At 37.3% G+C, this 21,637-nt stretch carries 16 protein-coding genes; 5 read left to right on the plus strand and 11 right to left on the minus strand.

The features are described from left to right. Positions 1-505: 505 nt before the first annotated feature. From EHLA_RS13575 to EHLA_RS13585, 3 genes are read right to left on the minus strand one after another with little or no spacing between them, the layout of a single operon-like run. Positions 506-2,533 carry a DUF6449 domain-containing protein gene (locus EHLA_RS13575; protein ID WP_123864869.1) on the minus strand — a complete coding sequence of 676 codons (2,028 nt, stop codon included), beginning with the start codon at positions 2,531-2,533 and terminating at the stop codon, positions 506-508. Beyond that, complete coding sequence (locus tag EHLA_RS13580) at positions 2,508-3,407, minus strand: ABC transporter ATP-binding protein (protein ID WP_096241163.1); 900 nt, start codon at positions 3,405-3,407, stop codon at positions 2,508-2,510. Before EHLA_RS13580 ends, EHLA_RS13575 begins: the two co-directional genes overlap by 26 nt. Then, a complete protein-coding gene (locus tag EHLA_RS13585) occupies positions 3,404-3,775 on the minus strand; it encodes a GntR family transcriptional regulator (RefSeq protein ID WP_005351150.1) in 372 nt (123 codons plus the stop codon). Before EHLA_RS13585 ends, EHLA_RS13580 begins: the two co-directional genes overlap by 4 nt. Before the next feature lie 554 nt (positions 3,776-4,329). Here EHLA_RS13585 and EHLA_RS13590 point away from each other — a divergent pair. The 4 genes from EHLA_RS13590 to EHLA_RS13605 all read left to right on the plus strand — a co-directional run bounded on the left by EHLA_RS13590 (position 4,330) and on the right by EHLA_RS13605 (position 7,482). After that, positions 4,330-4,659 carry a PadR family transcriptional regulator gene (locus tag EHLA_RS13590; protein ID WP_005351149.1) on the plus strand — a complete coding sequence of 110 codons (330 nt, stop codon included), beginning with the start codon at positions 4,330-4,332 and terminating at the stop codon, positions 4,657-4,659. After that, positions 4,649-5,263, plus strand: coding sequence for a DUF1700 domain-containing protein (locus EHLA_RS13595; RefSeq protein ID WP_096241164.1), 615 nt, complete (start codon positions 4,649-4,651; stop codon positions 5,261-5,263). The genes EHLA_RS13590 and EHLA_RS13595 overlap by 11 nt, the downstream gene beginning before the upstream one ends. 1 nt (position 5,264) lies before the next feature. Further along, positions 5,265-6,224 carry a DUF4097 family beta strand repeat-containing protein gene (locus tag EHLA_RS13600; RefSeq protein ID WP_096241165.1) on the plus strand — a complete coding sequence of 320 codons (960 nt, stop codon included), beginning with the start codon at positions 5,265-5,267 and terminating at the stop codon, positions 6,222-6,224. 343 nt (positions 6,225-6,567) lie between these two features. After that, positions 6,568-7,482: a calcium/sodium antiporter gene (locus EHLA_RS13605; protein WP_096241166.1), complete on the plus strand. Its 915-nt coding sequence runs from the start codon at positions 6,568-6,570 to the stop codon at positions 7,480-7,482. Positions 7,483-7,732: 250 nt separating this feature from the next. Here EHLA_RS13605 and EHLA_RS13610 read toward each other — a convergent pair whose 3' ends face one another. Then, positions 7,733-9,109 carry a TrpB-like pyridoxal phosphate-dependent enzyme gene (locus EHLA_RS13610; RefSeq protein ID WP_096241167.1) on the minus strand — a complete coding sequence of 459 codons (1,377 nt, stop codon included), beginning with the start codon at positions 9,107-9,109 and terminating at the stop codon, positions 7,733-7,735. 1,045 nt (positions 9,110-10,154) lie between these two features. Here EHLA_RS13610 and EHLA_RS13615 point away from each other — a divergent pair. Beyond that, positions 10,155-11,171 carry an aldose epimerase family protein gene (locus tag EHLA_RS13615; RefSeq protein WP_096241168.1) on the plus strand — a complete coding sequence of 339 codons (1,017 nt, stop codon included), beginning with the start codon at positions 10,155-10,157 and terminating at the stop codon, positions 11,169-11,171. A 109-nt stretch (positions 11,172-11,280) separates the two neighbouring features. On the opposite strand, the gene EHLA_RS13620 is transcribed toward EHLA_RS13615, so the two are convergent. The 7 genes from EHLA_RS13620 to EHLA_RS13650 form a co-directional block, all read right to left on the minus strand. Continuing rightward, positions 11,281-12,312, minus strand: a complete 1,032-nt coding sequence (locus EHLA_RS13620; RefSeq protein WP_096241169.1) for a galactose ABC transporter substrate-binding protein — start codon at positions 12,310-12,312, stop codon at positions 11,281-11,283. A 93-nt stretch (positions 12,313-12,405) separates the two neighbouring features. Continuing rightward, positions 12,406-13,380: a sugar ABC transporter substrate-binding protein gene (locus EHLA_RS13625; protein WP_096241170.1), complete on the minus strand. Its 975-nt coding sequence runs from the start codon at positions 13,378-13,380 to the stop codon at positions 12,406-12,408. Next, complete coding sequence (locus EHLA_RS13630) at positions 13,377-15,218, minus strand: sensor histidine kinase (protein WP_242970731.1); 1,842 nt, start codon at positions 15,216-15,218, stop codon at positions 13,377-13,379. The genes EHLA_RS13625 and EHLA_RS13630 overlap by 4 nt, the downstream gene beginning before the upstream one ends. Beyond that, positions 15,205-16,803: a response regulator gene (locus tag EHLA_RS13635; RefSeq protein ID WP_096241171.1), complete on the minus strand. Its 1,599-nt coding sequence runs from the start codon at positions 16,801-16,803 to the stop codon at positions 15,205-15,207. The genes EHLA_RS13630 and EHLA_RS13635 overlap by 14 nt, the downstream gene beginning before the upstream one ends. 152 nt (positions 16,804-16,955) lie before the next feature. Then, on the minus strand, positions 16,956-18,605 hold the full coding sequence (locus EHLA_RS13640) for a galactose/methyl galactoside ABC transporter permease MglC (protein WP_096241172.1): 1,650 nt from the start codon (positions 18,603-18,605) through the stop codon (positions 16,956-16,958). A gap of 18 nt (positions 18,606-18,623) precedes the next feature. Further along, positions 18,624-20,132, minus strand: coding sequence for a sugar ABC transporter ATP-binding protein (locus EHLA_RS13645; RefSeq protein ID WP_096241173.1), 1,509 nt, complete (start codon positions 20,130-20,132; stop codon positions 18,624-18,626). Between the two features lie 215 nt (positions 20,133-20,347). Next, a complete protein-coding gene (locus tag EHLA_RS13650; RefSeq protein WP_096241174.1) occupies positions 20,348-21,637 on the minus strand; it encodes a substrate-binding domain-containing protein in 1,290 nt (429 codons plus the stop codon).

The raw sequence follows: 21,637 nt of genomic DNA on the forward strand, positions 1-21,637 counted from the left end.
AAACCTGCAAAGCATCTGCTCTTTATACCATAGGCATCCACGCTTTTTTCATAAATCTTCGGAATCCGATTCCATTGCAAATACATGAATCCCCTCCATTCGCCACGCCCGATGCCAAAAGCTGTTTTTGTTTCCCTAGTCTGTGGCAAAGCAAAAATGAACCATATCTATTCCAGCAGGGATATTGAAACTGCCTGATCTTTTCGTCTATCACATTTTTTTGCGCAATTTTCTACTTTTCCTGCCTGTGTTCCATACCATATTGTTCCATCATCTTCACATACGCTTCCTCCTCTGCCTGTAATGCATCCCCATTTGCCCAGAAGGACAGGGCAAATATAGAAATACAAAATAGTATAACTGTGCTTAAAATTCTTATGATTCCATATATATACACCTTTTTATCAAAGAGTTCCAGAAATCCTTGTGCGGTCAAATACCCGACAAGGAATCCTGCTGTATTTGCAATCAGGTCATCAACTTCAGGGAGTCTTCCTGTATTAAATTACTCCTTTAATAATTGCTGCATTTCATCATCTGTACAAATAGAATAGCAATATACGCTATTTCCTCCATTTTTATTTTCATAATTTACCTGAATGTCCATGTTTCCATTTATTACGGTTATTCCCGGAACATTTACCATCTGCTGAAGAACAAGTTTCCCTTTTACTTTATTAATTCGTTTTTTATCTGTTATTCTATATCTGGTATTTTCTCCGGTATTTTCATCATATCCTTCAACCCAAATACTACTGATATTTAAGTTATCTATTGTCTGGTTTACAGCACAGCCTTTTTGTGCTAAAAATGCAAGCGTCTTTTTAAAAGATGGATAAATATAATACGTATCCTGTGTTGCATTTTCACTTCCCATTGTTCCACCTATTGATATATCTATATTTCCTACGGGAACAGTTTTTTGTACATCTGTGTAGCTTAAGCCGTCTAACTCACTTAAATAAGTATCAAAGAACTGCTTTTTCTCTTCTTTTGTAAGGTTTAAATATTCTGTTTCTATCCCTGACCAGGTTATTTCTTGGATATCATTATAATTTCCTGTATAGAGAGCATAGATATTCTTTTTAAATTCTCTTGTCGCGTACAGTTTATTATAAAGTTCTTTTGCCTTTTGGGAACGAAGGGTATAGTTTCTTACTTTACGGTTTCCGTTTTTCATACAAAATGTTGTAGAAATCTCAATATCACCGCTCATCACTTCTTTTTTAGATACAGATGCAAAGAATAAAAACTTGCTGTTTTTCTCATAGTACCCTGAAGAGGATGTTGCTACACTGTTTTTTACTTCTACTGATTCTTTGATTACGGAAAGAGCAAGCTGTTTTTCTTCTCCTTTTAATCCTTCTCGTTCTTCCCCTTTCCCCCAATATCCGTAACTATTCTCTTGTGATGGCTTTATTTCGATGCTCTCTACACTGGATGCTTTTGGTATATACCTGTCATATCCAAAAAGATCTGCACTAAAGCTTGCCATGATAAACAATGAACCAAGCATGATAACTATGAGTTGTTTTTTATGACAAAAAATCGCTCTTACATCAAATTCATAAATGCATTCAATTAATGCGTGTATGACGAATACACCAAATACAACTCCGAATATAAGCCAGAAAATGGAGCTTGCATTTCCCAATGAATAGAAAATAATTCCTGAATATAAGGCAGATGGGATAACTAATAACACTTTAATTACTGTATTTGCCTTTGTAAATGCCATAGCCCGTCCTGCACTTTCTGCCGGCCGTCTATTATAGAGCGTGCGGCACAGTACATATAAACCGACAATCCATAACAGAAGAATCATCATATATTTTATCTGCGTTTCTCTGCCGCTATTTATATCTACCATTCCCCGAAGTCCGACCCATACCGGAGAAAGATAGTTGGTTATATTATTATAAACATTATCTGCTGTATTCCCAGAATAGGTGGCGAAAAAAGAGCCGGCATATAATGGGAAAATGTTATAAATAACAATTGGAAAATAGCTTGCAAATACCCCAAATCCTAATATACCAACGATAATATTCCCTGTCATAATTATTGCCAGAGCCATCGTCAGCCATGTTGCTGCAAAAATTAACAAATACCAGAGACTAGAACTGACTATTTCCCATCCTCCTCCAGAAATCTGTTGCTGCGCAATGACAAATTCTATTGCTTCTTCTATTACAAGCGGAATCAGAAAAATAAAGAGGCTGTTTTGTACCACCAGACGAAATAATGTGGCTCTCTTTATCGGAAGGGATTCGTAAAAATCTGTCTGCTTTCTGGAATGTAAATAATAAAGGCTTACTGCCGCACTGCATGCCGCCAAGACGATTACCACACATGCCATTCCCATATTCGGACGAAACAAACGAAGCACTTCCGCATGTGAGGAACATTCATTTACTCCCATTACTAAAAAAACTGCTTTTATAAAAAATGCAAGTACTGTGACAATCGTCATGCCAAGCATTCTCTTTCTATTCTCCCTGCTTAGCTTAGAGTATGAGATTCTTGATGTCATAACCTACTACCTCCGTTTCACTGATAAATATTTCTTCTAAAGACAGCGGAATACATTCATAAAATACCGGTTTTAATACAGATAACTTCGCCATTACCTGTTCTTCACTGCCCCTTACTGTCATTGTGACAAGCTTTCCTCTTCGGTTAAATTGTAAAATGTCAAACATTTTCTCCAGCTTCTTGTCATCCTCTCCTGGCAATGCGCACTGTACTTTCTGAATATTACACTTCATCGTTTCTAAATCTTTCGATAAGAGAACACCACCCTTATGCAATAGTCCGACACGATCACAAATATCTTCTAATTCTCTCAAATTGTGAGATGCAATAATCGGGGTAAACTTTCTTTCATCAATTTCATTTGCCAAAATACTTTTAATCCCCTGGCGCATAACCGGATCAAGCCCGTCAAACGTCTCATCACAGAATAAATACTCTACTCCGCTGCATATTCCAAAAAGAATCGAAAGCTGCTTTTTCATTCCTTTAGAAAATGTCTGAATCTTACGATCTTTTTGTAAAGTAAACTTCACCAGAAACTTACGAAATCTCTTCTCATTGAATGCAGGATACAATGTCTTATAAAACGCTGCCATATCTAACGGTGTCGCATTTGGAAAAAAATACTGCTCATCAGAAATATAGAAAAACTTCTGCTTCGCTTCCACACAATCCCATACAGCTTCCCCATCAATCAGAATCTCTCCTTCATCCGGCTTTAACACCCCTGCCATCATTCGAAGAAGTGTACTCTTTCCTGCACCATTCGTTCCAAGGAGACCAAAAACCTGTCCCTGTTCAATAGAAAGACTGACATCACTTACAGCTTCGATCTTATCGAAACGCTTGCTGACCTTCTTAATTTCTATCATCTTTCCACCTCCTCATAAGCTTCATTAATACAGGCCAGCGCCTGTTCTTTCAAAATACCTCTCGCTCTCAGCTCCTCTACATTTTCTTTAAACTTAATCAGAAGCTTCTCCTGTTCTTTTATAATCAGATTCTCATTCATCTTCACAAAATTCCCTCTTCCCTTTACGGAATAAATAAATCCTTCTCTCTCCAGCTCACTATATGCCCTCTGAATCGTATTAGGATTAATCGAAAGTTCCATCGCCAGCGAACGCACCGATGGCAGCTTTGAATCCGGCTCCAGCACTCCATTCAAAATCAATGTCTGAATCTTCTCTGTAACCTGCTCATAAATTGGTCTTTTGTCATTATAGTCAATAAAAATCACATCAAACCTCCTTCCTTTTTATGCTCATAAAATCAGATGTCACGAATTACTCCACAGCTAACGCTGCTGAATCTTCAAATACTTCAGGGAAACGCAACATACACTGTACCAGGTATGTTAGTAGTGTATTAATACTATTAATACACTTAATATACCTCAGAGGCACCCCAATGTCAAGGGGGGGAGAGGAAAAAGTGAAAACTCTATCATACAATAAATGCTTCGTTTCCCTGCATCCAAACTGCTCGTCCGCAGCTTGAACTTGCTCTAAGGCGCATTTATTGTATGATAGAGTCTTCACTTTTTCTGTCTTTAGCAGGATTTAAGGGAGAAGTCAGAAATTGAGAAAATATAGTATCGCTTCTATAAGTTCAGAACTGCGAAGACAAACTACAGTAAAAGATCTTCTCTCGCAGTGACTAGAATCATAGATGTGATACTATGTTTTCTCAATTTCGTCAGCTTTTCTCTTGACAAATGCCATATATGTATTATAATTTGATATATAAAATTTTTATATATAAAGATTTAAAACATAGAAAGGATGTGATCTTATGTTTTACTATCCACTTTCTTCTTTACTGATCGAATGTCTGATTCTCTCTATTGTTGAACGAGAAGATTCTTATGGATATGAGATCAGCCAAACAGTGAAGTTGGTGGCCAATATTAAGGAATCTACGCTTTATCCGATTTTAAGAAAGTTAGAACAGAATGGATACCTGCATACTTACAGTCAGGAATTTCAGGGACGTAACCGCAAGTATTATTCCATTACCGATTCCGGGAAGGAGCAGCTCATTTTCTTAAAAAAAGAATGGAACGAATATTATCACACAATTGATGACATCATCGAAGGGAGGATGATACCTGATGGAAAATAAAAGATATAAAAAGGAACAAGATATCCATTTAACAAAAGAAGAATATCTTGCCCAGCTAAAGAAATATTTAAAAAGACTTCCAAAAGAAGATTATAACAATGCGATGGATTATTTCACAGAATATTTTGAAGATGCCGGTTCAGAAGGAGAAACTTCTCTAATGCAGGAACTTGGTACACCAAAAGAAGCTGCCTATGATATTCTTGATAATCTGATCAGCGAAAAGAAAAAAGATCCTGGCACTCCGGTATGGAAGATCATACTACTTACCTTCCTTGCAATCTGTGCCGCTCCTCTCGGCGGTTCCCTGCTCATTGCTGTGATTGCTGTTGCACTTGCTGGTGTTCTTGTAATCTTTGCCGGGCTTCTATGTATTTTTGCTTTAGGAGCTGCCTCTGTTATTATAGGCGGAAAACTTTTTCTCCGGGGCGCAGTTGCCATAACCGCTTCTCTTTCTGGTGCAAGTTTAATTTCTGGTGCAGGATTATTTAGCATTGGACTTGGTATTCTCGCTGTTTTAGCAGTCATTTATTTTTGCAAATGGATTATTTTAGGACTTGCTCATCTGATTCAGAACATGAGCAGAAAAAGGAGTGTGAAATAACATGAAAAAAACTACAAGAACACTTTTAGGAATTGGTGGTGCTTTCTGTCTGATTGGCGCACTTTTATTCGGAATCGGATTTGTGAGCGGTGGCACAAAGTACGTTCATGCCACGAATTTAAATACAATGAATGCACAGTCAGACCAAGATGCAAAAGAGAATCATTTTACATTAGAAAAAACAGAACTGTCTGATTTTAACTCTTTAAATGTACACTTAAAAAATTCAGATTTTAATATAAAAGAATCTCCCAATGAGAAAAGCTACATTGAATATGTGCAGGAGACAACGAAAGCGAAAAACCCTCTCTCCTATTCCATAAAGAATAATACATTAACTTTAAAAGAGAACGGAAACACCGGAGCTTCTTACACTGTTTCTGTCGATATCAGTTTTTTACAGCCTCTTCTTTCCGGAAAAAATATGGCTTCCTACATGGACGAAAAGTCCAACTATAAAAACTATGTCACTCTCTATCTTCCGAAAGATAAGCTGCTGTCTTCTGCCAAAGTCAATCTTGGATATGGTGATTTTTCTTTAAAAAATACTGCCCTTAACACTGCCGATATCACACTTGACGATGGAGATTTCATTGCCGATACGATAACAGTAAATAGCGGAACAATTTCTCTTTCTTATGGCGACTGTGATTTTAAAAAGGCTTCCCTTAGCAACACAACGATTAAATCAGCCGATGGAGACATTTCTATGAATAATCTTTATTTATCAGAAAAAGTAAAACTCGCCCTCTCCTATGGCGATGCTGTGCTTACTTTAAATGATTCCACAAAAAAGACAGCCGGATTCGACCTCATCACCTATTACGGAACAATCAATACTTCTTCTCTTACCGGAAGTCACACAGAAAAAGACGATGAGGAAACTTTCAAGTCAGAATCAAAAGATGGAAAAACAATACTTAGCATAAACTCCGAAGATGGAGATATTACAATCAAGTAGCTAACCAATGCCATTCATCTGCTATCTTAGATATGTAAGTCTTCTGGTAAGAAGATGATAAAAAATTTTTTATTGACAAAATCCCTTGTTTTAACATAGAATATAGACAATAAGAGGGAGTAGTTAATATCCATAGAATTCCTGATTTCTTGGATGAATAACAGTCGTCATCACGCCGCAAGGCCGGGTGTTATTGAAATAACGAGACTTTTATCAATCATCTATAATTATTTCAGAATCATTTTATATTCACTATAATTACTATGATTTTGAATAATTACAATTATTTTTGATGTGATAAAGGTCTTTTTTTATTTTCCTTTATCACAAGAAAGGAGAATATATGGAATATGTATTACTAGTAGTCGGATTTGTTCTTTTAATCAAGGGGGCAAATTTCTTTGTAGAAGGAAGTTCTTCTCTCGCCCAAATCCTGAAAGTGCCCAGTGTTGTAATCGGACTTACCATTGTCGCCATGGGAACGAGCGCACCGGAAGCCTCCGTCAGCATCAATGCCGCCCTTGCAGGAAGTAACGATATCGCCATCAGCAACGTTGTCGGATCGAATATTTTCAATGGATTAGTCGTTGTTGGGGTATGTGCCTTTTTATCTGCATTCAAAACAAATCGTGATATTTTAAAAAGAGATATGCCACTCAACATCCTTGTCACATTTATTTTATGCCTTATGTTTCTTGATGGAAAACTCAGCCGAATAGAAGGCGGTATCCTCTTGGCCGGAATGATTTTATATATTGCCGTCATGATCTGTCACGCAATCAAAAATAAATCAGAAAACGAACCGGAAAAAATTCTTTCTTTGCCAAGAAGTATTATTTACATGATCGCCGGTCTCGCCGCAGTCATCTTCGGCGGTGACTTAGTCGTTGATAAAGCATGCATCATTGCCACCAACTTCGGCGTAAGCCAGAACTTTATCGGACTTACCATCGTCGCAATCGGAACCTCGCTTCCGGAACTGGTAACTTCCATTGTTGCCACCAAAAAAGGAGATAGCGGTCTCGCACTCGGAAATGCTATCGGCTCCAACCTGTTTAACATCTTGTTTATCCTCGGGTTCTCAGCCATCCTTTCACCACTGCACGTACTAAATGAATCGATCATCGACTGTGGCATTTTATTAATTAGCAGCATCCTTTTATTCATCTTTGCAAAAACAAAGCAGCATATGTCAAAACTTGAAGGAATTGTCTGCATCGGACTGTACCTGGCATATATGGTATATCTTTTGATTTAATTTAGCGGATACAGACGAAAAAAAGAAAGCCAGCCTATAGCAAAGGTAAAGATAGTCGCGGCGTAGAAAATGCCTGACCGGCATTTTTACTTACTCCGACATTACCTTTGCTATAGGCTGGCTTTCTTTTTTTCTGTTCTCTGGCTCCAGATATGATAATTAAATCTTCTATAGGATATTCGATAATCATCCTCTAGAGCGTGTTTGAAAAATGCTTATAATAAAATACAGAAACAATCTGTTTACATTATTATTCCGGTTGTTTTGGTAAGCCGGCAAATCCTGCTTCTAAATCTTTATCGGTAGGAATATAGTCGCTCATCTCACCATTGTTATATTTTTCATATGCTACCATATCAAAGTATCCGGTTCCGGTAAGTCCGAAAAGAATCGTCTTTTCTTCTCCGGTTTCTTTGCATTTTAAAGCTTCATCAATAGCTACACGAATTGCATGACTGCTTTCTGGTGCAGGTAAGATTCCTTCTACTCTTGCAAACTGCTCTGCTGCTTCAAATACTGATGTCTGTTCTACACTTCTTGCTTCAATTAAGCCCTGATCGTATAATTCAGATACGACACTGCTCATTCCATGATAGCGAAGTCCTCCTGCATGATTTGCAGATGGGATGAATCCGCTTCCTAATGTATACATCTTTGCCATTGGGCATACTTTTCCGGTATCACAGAAGTCATAAACATATTTACCACGTGTTAAACTTGGGCAGGAAGCCGGCTCTACTGCAATAAAGTGATAATCAGCTTCTCCACGAAGCTTTTCTCCCATAAATGGAGAGATTAAACCACCAAGGTTAGAACCACCACCGGCACATCCGATAATAATATCCGGTTTGATTCCGTATTTGTCCATGGCAATCTTTGATTCTAATCCGATGACGGACTGGTGAAGAAGTACTTGATTTAATACACTTCCTAAAACATAACGATACCCTTCATGCTTCGTTGCAGTCTCAACTGCTTCTGAAATCGCACAGCCAAGGCTTCCTGTTGTTCCCGGATGTTCCTCTAAAATCTTCTTACCAACTTCTGTTGTTGTAGATGGAGATGGCGTTACACTTGCTCCATACGTACGCATTACTTCACGACGGAAAGGTTTCTGTTCATAAGAAACTTTAACCATATATACTTTGCAATCAAGATCAAAATACGCACATGCCATAGAAAGTGCAGTTCCCCACTGACCTGCTCCTGTCTCTGTAGTAACCCCCTTTAATCCCTGCTGCTTTGCATAATAAGCCTGAGCAATTGCAGAATTAAGCTTATGACTTCCACTTGTATTATTTCCTTCAAATTTATAATAAATCTTTGCAGGTGTTCCAAGCTTCTTTTCTAAACAGTATGCACGTACTAATGGTGATGGACGATACATCTTGTAAAAATCTTTAATCTCCTGTGGAATTGGAATATAGGCATCCGTATCATTTAACTCCTGCTTCACTAATTCTTTACAGAAAACAGGCTCTAATTCTTCTGGTTTTAAAGGCTCTAATGTTGCTGGATTTAATAAAGGTGCCGGCTTCTTCTTCATATCTGCACGCACATTATACCAGCTGTCAGGCATCTCATTCTCTTCAAGATAAATTTTGTAAGGGATTTCTTTATTGCTCATATCCTTCTCCTTTGCAAATCTTTTTCTTTTAATTTAATAATTTAACACTCTAGTCTAATACATTATGCTATACACAGTTTATACTATCTGTCTTCCTACGTCAAGTAGATTAACTATTTGATTCATTAGGGGAAACAGACGAAAAAAGAAATAATCCCATATCCCATCTGCTCTGTAGTCGCTGTGTTTAAGATGCTCATCCGCATCTTAAACACGCTCCGAAGCCGCATCTGGGATATGGGATTATTTCTTTTTTCTGTGTTTTGGCTCCAGAACGAATGAATGCAATGGTTTTTGTAATGGATAAGGAGAGAGGTCAGAAGACTACTGCTTGCTCGAAAGGTATACCATCCAGAAGAGAAAAATGATATATTGCCACAATATAGTAGTGAATTTATCGTATACAATGATAGCTGACAATATTATCTTATCAGCATTGACAGCATCGCGGAGATAGTATCAGAATAAGTCATAACCTTCTGACTCCTTCCCCATCTCTTTTCCAAAGACTATTACATTCATTCCATGTGATACCAACACACAGAAAATAAAAATAATAGACCATAGTAAATGAAATGTGAGAACAGGTAAATAAAATTCCATGACAGAGATATCTTTCGAACAAGCAGTAGATTTCTGACCACTCCCCCTTCTCTTCGCCAAAGACTATTGTATTCATTCCTTCTGGAGCCAACAAGCAGAAAATAAAAAGAATAGACTATCGCAAATGTAATGTGAGAGCAAGTAAAAATGCCGAACAGGCATTTTCTACGCAGTGATATCTTTACAGTTGCGATAGTCTATTCTTTTTATTTTCGTCTGTTTCCCTAATGAATCAAATAGTAAAAATTTATATTTTTTGAGTAGAATATCAAATGTTTTTCTATAAAATGACATGATAATATATGTTTATATTGGCTGACTGATCTGTTGACACATTTTATAGAATTGCTATAATTTTATATAGATTAGCACCTTAATATGATATTAGGGACAAAATACCTTGTGATTCTAATATCTTAATCTATGAGAAGGAGAGATTATTGTGGTTAAAGTAGAACTATTAAAAGAACTGGATAATGGCATTCGTTTTTACTCTATGGAGAATGAAGCTTTGAAGCTTGTTGTCGTAAATATGGGATGTAGAATTATGGAAATCCTTGCACCTGATGCTTCAGGGAAAAGGTCTGATGTGATTCTTGGTCTTAAGAATATTGATGACTATGCAAATGATCCTGCTTATTTTGGAGCTGTCATCGGTCGTGTTGCTAACCGAATCGGAGATGCACGTTTCACATTAAATGGAAAGACTTATGAACTCTATGCCAATAATGGAAAGAATCATTTACATGGGGGAAAAGAAGGATTTGATAAGAAAATCTTTGATGTGACTCCTTTAGAGAATGGTCTTCGTTTCCACTATCTTTCAAAAGATGGAGAAGAGGGTTATCCGGGTAATCTGAATCTGTATGTAACGTACACTTTAGATGACAATACATTTTCCATTCATTATGAAGCAGATACGGATGCGGATACTGTCGTAAACTTTACAAACCATCTGTATTTCAATCTTTCTAACACATTAGAAAAAGTTACAGGACATTCCCTTCAGATTAATGCAGATTATATCGGCTGCGTAGATGATACTTGTCTTGCAACGGGTGAACTGCTTCCTGTAAAGGATACTCCTTTTGATTTTAATGAAATGAAGAAAATCGGACAGGATATTGAAGCGGATCATATTCAGTTAAAGAATGCTTTCGGCTATGATCATTCTTTTGTATTAAAGGGAGAGGAACGACAGTTAACTTTAGAAGAACCGGTTTCTGGCAGAAGACTTGTTATCTCAACGACTGCTCCTGTTGTGCAGGTTTACACTGGTAACTTCCTGAAGGATGGCTGTATCGGAAAAGCAGGAAGAGTATATGAAAACCGAGAAGGCGTTGCTCTGGAAACACAGCTTATGCCAAATGCGATTCATACCGAAGAAAACCCTTCTGTTATTTTAAGAAAAGGGGAAAAATTTGAATCTACCACAAATTATATTTTTGAAACAATATAATTATAATTTGCCCTGCCAAAAATATTATAATTATGTAATCTATTAAGAAAAAGCAAAAACAAAACAGAATTCCCTACTATAAACTATGACAGGGAATTCTGTTTTTTATTTATGGAATCATGCTTGATACATTTTCTTTTGTTACTTTTTTATATGGCAAATAAACACATTTTTTGTTTTCGAATGTAATGTTCTCCATTCCTTTTCCTGTGACTGCGGCAGTGATAAGTTTTACCATCGCTTTTGCCTGTCCTTCTTTATCGTTATATACCGTTGCGGCGATTTTTCCTTCCTGCACTGCTTTTAATCCTTCTTTCGTGCCATCAATTCCAAAGAAAACTGGGATATTGGATTCTGTGTATCCAAGCTTTTCATAAGCATCTACCGCTCCAAGTACCATAGAATCGCTGTTTGCGATTACCATCTCTATATCTGTTTTATATTCTCCGATCAGCTGCATCATTCTCGTCTGTGCCTGGGCACGATTCCAGTTTGCAATCTGATAGCTTAGTTTTTCCAATGCAATTCCATTGGCTTTTAGACATTCTACGACACTTTCTGTACGGATGATTGCATCCTGATGTCCCATCTCTCCTTCCAAAATAACATACTGTATTTTTCCATCGTTATTTCTGTCAACTTTTTTATTGTCTTTAATGTAGTCTGCTGCAAGTTCTCCCTGTAATTCTCCCGACTGCTTTGCCTTTCCTCCTACATAGTAAAGTTTATCCCATCGCATCAAATCTTCTTCTACTGGCTCACGATTAAAGAAAATAATTGGAATATCTTTTTCTCTTGCTGCATCAATAATTTCAGACGGCTCTGTTCTGTCTGCCAGATTCACACACAAAACATTACATCCATCATTTATCATCTGTTTTATCTGATCGTTCTGAACTCTTTGTGACTTTGCCGCATCCATGATCGTCATACTTATGGCATAACCCTGTTTTTCCATTGAACTGCATTCCTCTTTAAATGAATCTAACAATTCTCCAATAAAGGTATCCTTTTGATCATAGCAGGCAACACCTATATAAATCTGATGATCCGTTTTGGGCTGGTTTTTACTGCACATAGAAAAAATCAAAGTCCCTGCAAACACTGCCATTATGATTATTCCTGTGATTTTTATCTTCATGCTGTCCTCCTGTTATCTGTTCTTTTACTTTATATTTTTATATGTATAAATCTCATTCATCAAATCATATTGGGACTGCTTATTTGTCTCGTTTTATTGACTGAGTGTAAATAACAAATCCTGATTTTCCTGTGAGAAAAGGTTCTGTCTGGTAAGTATAGTATATGGTACTTTCTGATTTTCCATCTGATAAAATGATGTACGTAACTTCTTGACTGTTTCAGCAACACATTGATAACCTGCCGTAAATTCATCAGATACAATAAGACACTCTGCCCACCTTGTATCAAGATAATATACAGCCTCGGTGGAATTACCGATTCCATATACGATTGCTCCAGATAAATTATTTTGTTTTGCAGCTTCTCCGGCCTCTACAAGACTAGTATCATCCAGTGCTAAAACAATATCTACCTTTCTTTGTGACTGTAATATTGCTTTTTTCTTTATTCCTTCATCGTGGGATACTGACCATAAAATTTTTGCTCCGCTATCCTTTAATGTATCACGAACTCCTTTTTCACGCTTGCTATCTGCTCCTGAATGACTGCTCTCTGTATAAATACCTATTTTCTTTCCTCTAAGATTTCCATTGTTATTTTCAAGAAGTTTTCCTGCTAAAGCGGCACCCATATCGTACTGATCCGGCTCCGTTACCGGAATAGCTGATTTTTTTTCTACGTTATCAGGACTTTCTCCCGCCAGCATTATCGGTACCTTTTTCTGTATTTTTTTTAGCTTGGAATACTCTTTACTGCCTCCAACCATCTTTACAATAATTGCATTGGCACCTTTATCAATTTCCTGCTGAACGACTTCTATCTCATCTTCCGACATATTGATATTCGCCTTACTGATCAGTACCGTATTCACTCCGTATTCCTGCGATGCCATTTTTAGTCCATATTTAAAGGCGGACCACTGGCTCTCTTCTATATCAGGAATAATCACAGCAATTCTTTCTGCTTTTTGCTCATTTTTATTATACAGCATAAAAAAAGCTAACGTTGCAACCAGAAGCCCTAAAACAATTTCGGTTAAAATAAAGGTTCTTTTTCCATTCTTCATGTTTCTTCCTGTTTATCTTTCTGAGACGAACTTTCAAACTTCTTCCGGTTTTCCTCTGAATAAATAATTGCCGGTATTTTGATTGAAACGGTTGTTCCTTCGTCTAATTCACTTTCAATATGTAATCCGTACTGCTCTCCAAATAAAATCTTTATTCGGTTATTTACATTTACCAGTCCCACACCGGAACCTTTTTTATGTACTCTCTTCGTATCGGTGAGAAGAAATTCTACTTCCTCTTCTGGGATTCCCATTCCATTATCTGTTACAGTCAGAAGAATTTCATCCTTCTGTCTGCTTCCACGAACAATAATTTCTCCACAGTCATCCATTTCTCTTACACCGTAATTAATCGCATTTTCTAAGATGGGCTGCAAGATCAGCTTTACGATACAGCAGTCCAAAATATCTGGTGCGATATCAAAAGAAATCTGAAATTTATTTTTATAGCGTACCTTCTGAATATTCATATAACTTTGTGCATGCTGCAGCTCATCCTTAATAGAAATAATCGTATGTCCTTTAGAAAGACTGATACGGAAAAGTCTTGCAAGCTGAGAAATCATAAATACGGCCTCATCATTCCTTTCTCCTTCAATCATCCATGTAATAGAATCCAATGTATTATAAAGAAAATGCGGATTGATCTGACTTTGGAGAACTTCCAATTCACTCTTTCTTCTCTCTGTCTGTTCCCATACGATTTTTTGCATTAACGCTGTATTTTGTTTATAAGATTCTCGAATAGATCTTCCCAGATGGCGAATTTCACGAGAACCTCCAATATAAATTTCTGGCTCTTTTCCTTCTTCATATTCTGTAACTGAATTATTAAGCTTCATGATCGGACGTGAAATTCTTACGGATATAAGACGGTTAATTAATGTAAGCATCATCATCATCAGTAAAATCAGAATAAGCACAAACTGCTTTATGTCAAGCATCTTACTTGAAAAAATAGAATATGGCATAACGCAGACTAACTTCCAGCCTGTATAACCAATCGTATCTACAACAATTTCTCTCCGCTCTCCATTAACTCTTTCTTCATACACACTTTCTTTTGCTGCCGCAACTTTCTTACTGCTCTCATTTTTCATTCCATTATCAAGCTGCACCTGATGAGGATGATAGATGATCTGTCCATTACTGTCACACAAATAAAAATACTGGCCGCTCCCCGCAGTATTAATTCTATCCATCATTCTTGCAATTCCTGAATAATCCATATCAACAAGAAGCACGCCTAATTGTGTATTACTTCCATTTGTCAGCTCGACAACACGACTTGAAGAGATAACCCAGTAATACCGGCTGGACCCATCATCAAATAAATTCTGCACATGCGGTGTGGAAAAATGAATATTTTCCATCTGATTCATCGCATGCATAAACCACTCCTGTTTTGTCACGTTCGGATCTTCTTTTTGTGCCACAACAGGTTCTGCTTCCATCAGACTTCCGGATTTGTTATAAATAGCAATGCTGCGAAGATTTTCTTTGTTCGCTTCATATAAAAGATTCATCCCACTGTGAATCTTATCTGATTGACTGGAAATATCACTTTCTTTTATAATATCGTAATATAAGGCATCCGATATCTGCCGCATATTAATCAGATAATCTTCCACACTCTCTATGGTCTGATCCATTAATTTTTGATTATTTTCTAATATCTCCTGCCTTGACATACTGGAAAAACGCAAGTACATCACACTTCCCATACACAGCATGATCACTGCGGAAATAACAGAAAATGCAACCATCAATGTTGTCTGTATATTTCCCGGTTTATACATAAATAATTTTTCTTTACATCCCTTCTTAAATGTTTTCATACTCTGTCCTGTATTTTGATGGGGATACCCCATATTGTCGTTTAAATACATAGCTAAAATAATTAGGGTCTGTGTATCCTACACTTTTTGCGATCATATAACTCTTTTCATTTGTCTCTACAAGCATTCTGGCTGCCTTTTCCATACGATAACCTGTAAGATAACCAACGAAAGACTTTCCTGTTTCTTTTTTAAATATACTGGAAAAATAAGAATTAGAAACTCCTAGTTCCCTGCATATATCATCTAAACCAAGTGACTCTTCCTGATAATTATTGTGTACATATTCCTTTGCCTGATCAATAAGAGATCTCTTTGAATGATCTCTGGCATTTGCCATATCTTCATGTAATGCCAGACACAAGTTTAAAAGCCATTTTTCAAGTACCTGTGGTTCCATATTGCTCAGCAGCGTATATAACTGCCCTGCCCCACCGGATAATTTTTGAGCATCCAGTTCATTATTCACCATAAAATGATACATTTCACTGATAAGTTCCATTACTGCTACGTGATATTTCTCTAGAGACTTTGTCGGAACAATCTTATGTTCCATATAGCGTTCTACTGCACTCTTAACATCCGGCTTCTTCCCAAGACAGATCATCTTAAAAAGATGTGCCAGTTCTGTTCCATCAGCCGCCTCTGTCGCTACCTTTCTTTTTGGAACGATCTCTTTTAAATTAATTGCCTGGTTACTTCCATATAGTACCCGGTAAGAAACGGCTTCTCTTGCACTCTGATAAGACTTCACAAGCTCAAGGATGTTATCACAGACCTGGCCAACTCCCACCGTCACAACTGCTCCGATCATATGATTCACATATTTACAAAAACGATCACAGGAATCCGTAAGTTCAGAAACTTCTTCTTTGCTTTCTAACTGAACGATCATTACCGTATCCCCTAAATAATTAAATCGCTTTCCTCTCCACTTCTCTTCTAGTCTCTCTCCAGCCTGCCGGTCAACAGAAATAGCTAAAAGCTGAACATCTATATCTTTCGGTGCCTGTGTTGTTGAAGTATGTATAATAATGCAGGCATACCATGGACCTGCAAAATCAATCTCATAGTTCGTAATATACTTGCCAAGTTCCTCTTCCGGAACCCTTCCTTCTATCAGTGTTGAATAAAAGTTCGCCTGCAGCAGCGGCAGAGAATCCTTATAATACCTTTTAAGAAGCTCTGCACCTTTCTTTTCATTAATTTCCTGATCTAATTTCTTCTTTAAATCTTCAAAAACTTTTGTGATTTCTGCAGCATTCAATGGCTTTAATATATATTCTTCAATTTCAAGATGTACCGCTTCCTTAGCATATTCAAAATCATCGAATCCAGTAAATAAAACTAACTTCGTTGCCGGATATTTTTCTCTTATCTGACCACATAATTCCAGCCCGTCCATATATGGCATCCGAATATCCGTCATCACTACATCCGGCTGGATCTCCTCTAACATTTCTAACGCTTTTAGTCCATTATTTGCATGTCCTACAACGGAAAATCCTAATTCGTTCCATTTTACCTTTTTTGCAATTATCTGAGTTACTTCTTCTTCGTCATCAACTAATAATAATGTATACATAACCTCTCTCCTCATTTATTACTATTATATCAATTTTCCAAACATAAGTAAATCTCAGCACAACAAAAATAGTGCCAGCAGCTACGATCCTCAGACCGTTTCTGCCGACACTATTTTCTCATATATTTATTATTACCAAAGAGGAATTTTAATTATTTCTTCTGTACGTATTTCAGACAGTCAAGTGTTACTGCGATAAGAATGATGATACCTGAGAATACGAACTGAAGGTTTGTATCAATACCAAGAATTGTAAGGGAGTATGTTAATGCTGTAAAGATACATACACCAGTAACTACACCGGAAATCTTACCAATACCACCAGTAAAGGATACACCACCAACTACGCAGGCTGCAATGGCATCCATATCCCAGCCCTGTCCATAAGCAGCGGAACCGGAACCTACCATTCTCGCACATTCAAGCCAGGAACCGAATCCATAAAGGATACCAGCCATAACGAATGCTCCAAGTGTAACTGCGAATACAGAAATACCGGAAACTGCTGCAGCTTCTGGGTTTCCACCAACTGCGTAAAGATTCTTTCCAAATGTTGTTTTATTCCAGATGAACCATACGATTACGATAGCAGCAAGTGCCCATAAAATAATTGTTGGGAATCCATTTACTTTAGGAATAATCATATTTGGAATGGTTGCTTCAATAGAACCAAAGGATACACCTTTTGTTGCATAAGTTACTAAACCAAAAATTACAAGCATGTTCGCCATTGTCGATATGAATGGATGCATCTTGAACTTCGCTGTAAAAAATCCTGCTATACTTGTAAATACCGTACATAAAACAATACATACAACTAAAGCTAAAATTACTCTTCCAACAACTGGAATGTTTGTAAAATCAAAAATATGTCCGAATACAGAACCAGTATTTACACCCTGATGCATAATAATAGTTGCAGCGGTCATACCCATACCAACCATTCGTCCAACAGACAAGTCTGTACCTGTGAGGAGGATTAATCCTGCTACACCAAGTGCCAGGAACATTCTAGGGGAAGCCTGCTGGAGAATGTTCAGTACGTTATTATATGTGAGCAGAGGGGTTCCTTTTTTAATAGGAGTGATCACACATAATGCAATAAAGATTAAAATAATAGCAATGTACAATCCATTCTGTAAAAGGAATGTTCTACGATTGAATGTATATTTATAGTTCTCCCACTTCTGTGCCATCTCTTCTGCGAATGTGAAATCTGACAAACGCAGTAAATCTATAAGATGATACTTATAAGTAAGGGCATCGTGTTTTCTGTCTTTAATTCGCTGTTTTTCTTTTTCCAGCTCTAACTTTTCATTAGAAATACGGTTCTTATGTACGTAATTCTCTTCTTTAATCTCAACCTGGTCAGACATACCTGCCAGTGCTTCTTTATGCTCTTTTTCTAATTGAGCAAGACGCTGTTTATGGTCTTCTAAAGCTTTCGCTTTTTCTGCCTCACAGCTTTCTTTTACTGCATTATAATACAGTTTTTCAAAGTTCTCTTTCAGGTAACCTTCTGCATCTGCGATCAGTTTTGCAACTTTATCTTTATTCTGTGCTTCCACAGCTTTTGCCTGATTTAACTTTGCCTCAAATTCTTTAATTTCATATTCTTTCTCTCCTTTAGAGAGAGTTTTATCTCTTTTTACACTTTCGATAAGATTCTGGTACTCAATTACTTCTGCTGTACCATGTTCTCTTAATTCATCAATTTCTTTTTGAATTTTACCAACATATTCATCAATTGGCTGTCTCAGCTGTCTTTCCTGTTCAGCCGTAAGAATTTCACCATTTGCCATATCTATCTTCTCCCTTAATTATAGGTATTTTGCACTCAGTCTCAAAAGTTCTTCCTGATTTGTTTCCTTGGTATTTACAATTCCGGAAAGATGTCCATTTGACATAACACCGATACGGTTTGTAATTCCAAGAATCTCCGGCATCTCAGAAGAAACAACAATAATTGTCTTTCCTTCTTTTGCCATCTTGATAATCAAATCATAAATTTCATATTTTGCTCCAACATCGATACCACGAGTTGGTTCATCCATCATAAATACCTGTGGACTACGCTCCAGCCATCTTCCGAAAATAACCTTCTGCTGATTTCCACCGGAAAGACTTGAAATCATATCTCCAGGGCCCATACATTTTGTATGCATGACTTTAATTTCATTTGCAGTTGCCTTTACCATCTTAGAATCGGAAATGGCAGCTCCACTTTTATATGCATGTAAGTTTGCGATCGTCGTATTGAAGGTCAAATCTCCTTTTAAGAAGAGACCATTCGCTTTTCGTTCCTCTGTAATAAGCGCAAATCCATAATCCATCGCTTCTTTTGCACAACTGAAGTTCATAAGTTTATTGTTCAGATAAACTCGTCCTGATGCTCTTGTTCGTATACCAAAAATCGTCTCTAACAATTCAGTACGGCCTGCTCCAACCAGACCATATAATCCAAAGATTTCTCCTTCTCGTACATCAAAGGAAACATCCTGTAAATACGGCTCAAACTTTGTTGACAAATGCTGAACCGACAACACAACATCTTTCGGCTGATTATCTACAGGTGGGAAACGGTTCTCAAGAACTCGTCCTACCATCGCTGCGATCAGCTCATTCATATCTGTCTCTTTTGCACTCTTTGTCATAACAAGATTTCCATCTCGAAGTACTGAGATTTCATCACAGATTTCAAAGATTTCATCCATCTTATGAGAAATATAGATAAGGGAAATTCCCTGATCACGTAACATTCTCATCATTTCAAAAAGCTTATCTACTTCCTGTACTGTAAGAGAGGAAGTAGGCTCATCTAATACAATTACTTTAGAATTATAAGAAATTGCCTTTGCAATTTCACACATCTGTCTCTGAGATACAGACATGTTTCTCATAGGCTGATCCAAGTTTACTGTCATACCTAACTTACGGAATAACTTGGATGCCTCATTCTTCATTCTCTTTTCATCAATTACTCCAAGAGAATTCACTGGATATCTTCCAAGGAAAAGATTATCCACTACGTTTCTTTCAAGGCACTGATTCAATTCCTGATGTACCATCGCGATTCCATTTTCCAGTGCATCCTTCGGACCGGAAAAGTTTACTTCTTTTCCATCCAGATATATACTTCCTTCATCTTTCTGATATGTACCAAAAAGACATTTCATCATTGTTGACTTACCGGCACCATTTTCTCCCATAAGACCCATAACAGTTCCTCTCTTCACATCAAGATTGATGTGGTCAAGTACTCTGTTTCGGCCAAATGATTTACTCATACCACGTATCGATAAGATAGTATCGTCTCTCTTATCCTCCATACTTTCTGCTCCTATAACTAATATATTTACTGATATTACTTCTTTACTTCTTGAAAATTTCAGGGAGAATAACTTCTCCCTGAAACCTTCCTTGTTAACTTTTTGTTAACATCACTATAAATTCTCAAAAATATGTTCATTATATGCAAGTATGTTCAACTACATAATCTGAAACATCTGAAATTGAAAATCTGTACGCTCTAAATAGTTAGAAACTACTGATTTAAAATAGCTGTGTAAGAAGCTGCGTTATCTGTCTTAACCATGTTGATTGCAAATGCATCGTACTGGCTTGGGTTTCCAAGACGGTTTGTAACGTTAGATTCTGTCTGTCCGTCACCACCGATGTACTCTACATCAAGATTTAAAAGATCATCATATTTCTGTAAAAGTGGCTGATATGTTGAGCTTAAGAAGTTATCAGAAGCATTGTAGATATTAAGCCATACTTTCTTTGTTGCATGTTTGGAAGAATCTAACTGATTAGATACTGGTTCCCAAACAACTGTAGAATCTGTGAAATCTTTATAGTTATCTGCTGTAACTGCTGCGTTTAATGCATAGTAAGATCTGTCTTCTTCGTTATATTTATATACATCTTCACTAAGTACGTTTCCAGCTTCATCAGCTGTTCCGATACCTGTATCTACGTCAACACCATCAAGTGCGTTACGAAGTACTCTGAGTGTAAGGTAAGCCTGAACATCGGCATGCTGGCTGACTGTTCCGCCGTAACCTTCTGCGATAGCTGCTACTGCATCACTGTTAGCATCGTATCCAAATGTAGGAACTTTGTTATCTTTTGACCAAGCGTTAAACATTGACATTCCCATTCCATCGTTGTTAGATACAACTAAATCGATAGAATCTCCGAAAGAAGAAGCCCATGTTCCGATTGCGTTACCAGCTGTTGCTGCATCCCATGTAGCACCTGCGGAGTTTTTCATTTCCTGAGAAGCAAGCTCTCTGATTACATATTTCTTACCATTAACTTCAACTTCTCCGTCTTTAACCTCTGCAGCTTTTCCATCTGTGTTTGTTCCTGTAGGAGCACTGTTAAGTTCTCCGTCTTTTTCAACACCTGTACCAAGAGCTTTACGAACACCTCTTGTACGAGCGATAGAATCGTTATGTCCGATATCACCGATTGCTAAAACATAACCGATAACTCCGTCACCATTACGGTCAACTTTATCAATGTTTTTCTCGATATACTCTTTAACCATCTGACCCTGAACTTCAGCACCCTGGTTAGCATCGAAACCTACATAGTAAGTATCTTTGTTAAAGTTAAGAGCTGTCTTGTCAAGTTCACCTGTAGAACTGTTAGAAGGCTGACGGTTAAACCATACGAGTGGTTTATCCTTGTTAGCTACTTCGGAAGTTGCTGCTGCTTCACTTCCTGTGTTAGCCTCTCCTTTAGTATCTCCCCCACTGCTGCCGCATGCTGCTGTAGAAACTACTAAAGCTGCTGCCATCATCATTGCTACAATTTTCTTTCTCAT

It is taken from the genome of Anaerobutyricum hallii (assembly GCF_900209925.1).
GTDB classification, from domain to species: domain Bacteria; phylum Bacillota; class Clostridia; order Lachnospirales; family Lachnospiraceae; genus Anaerobutyricum; species Anaerobutyricum soehngenii.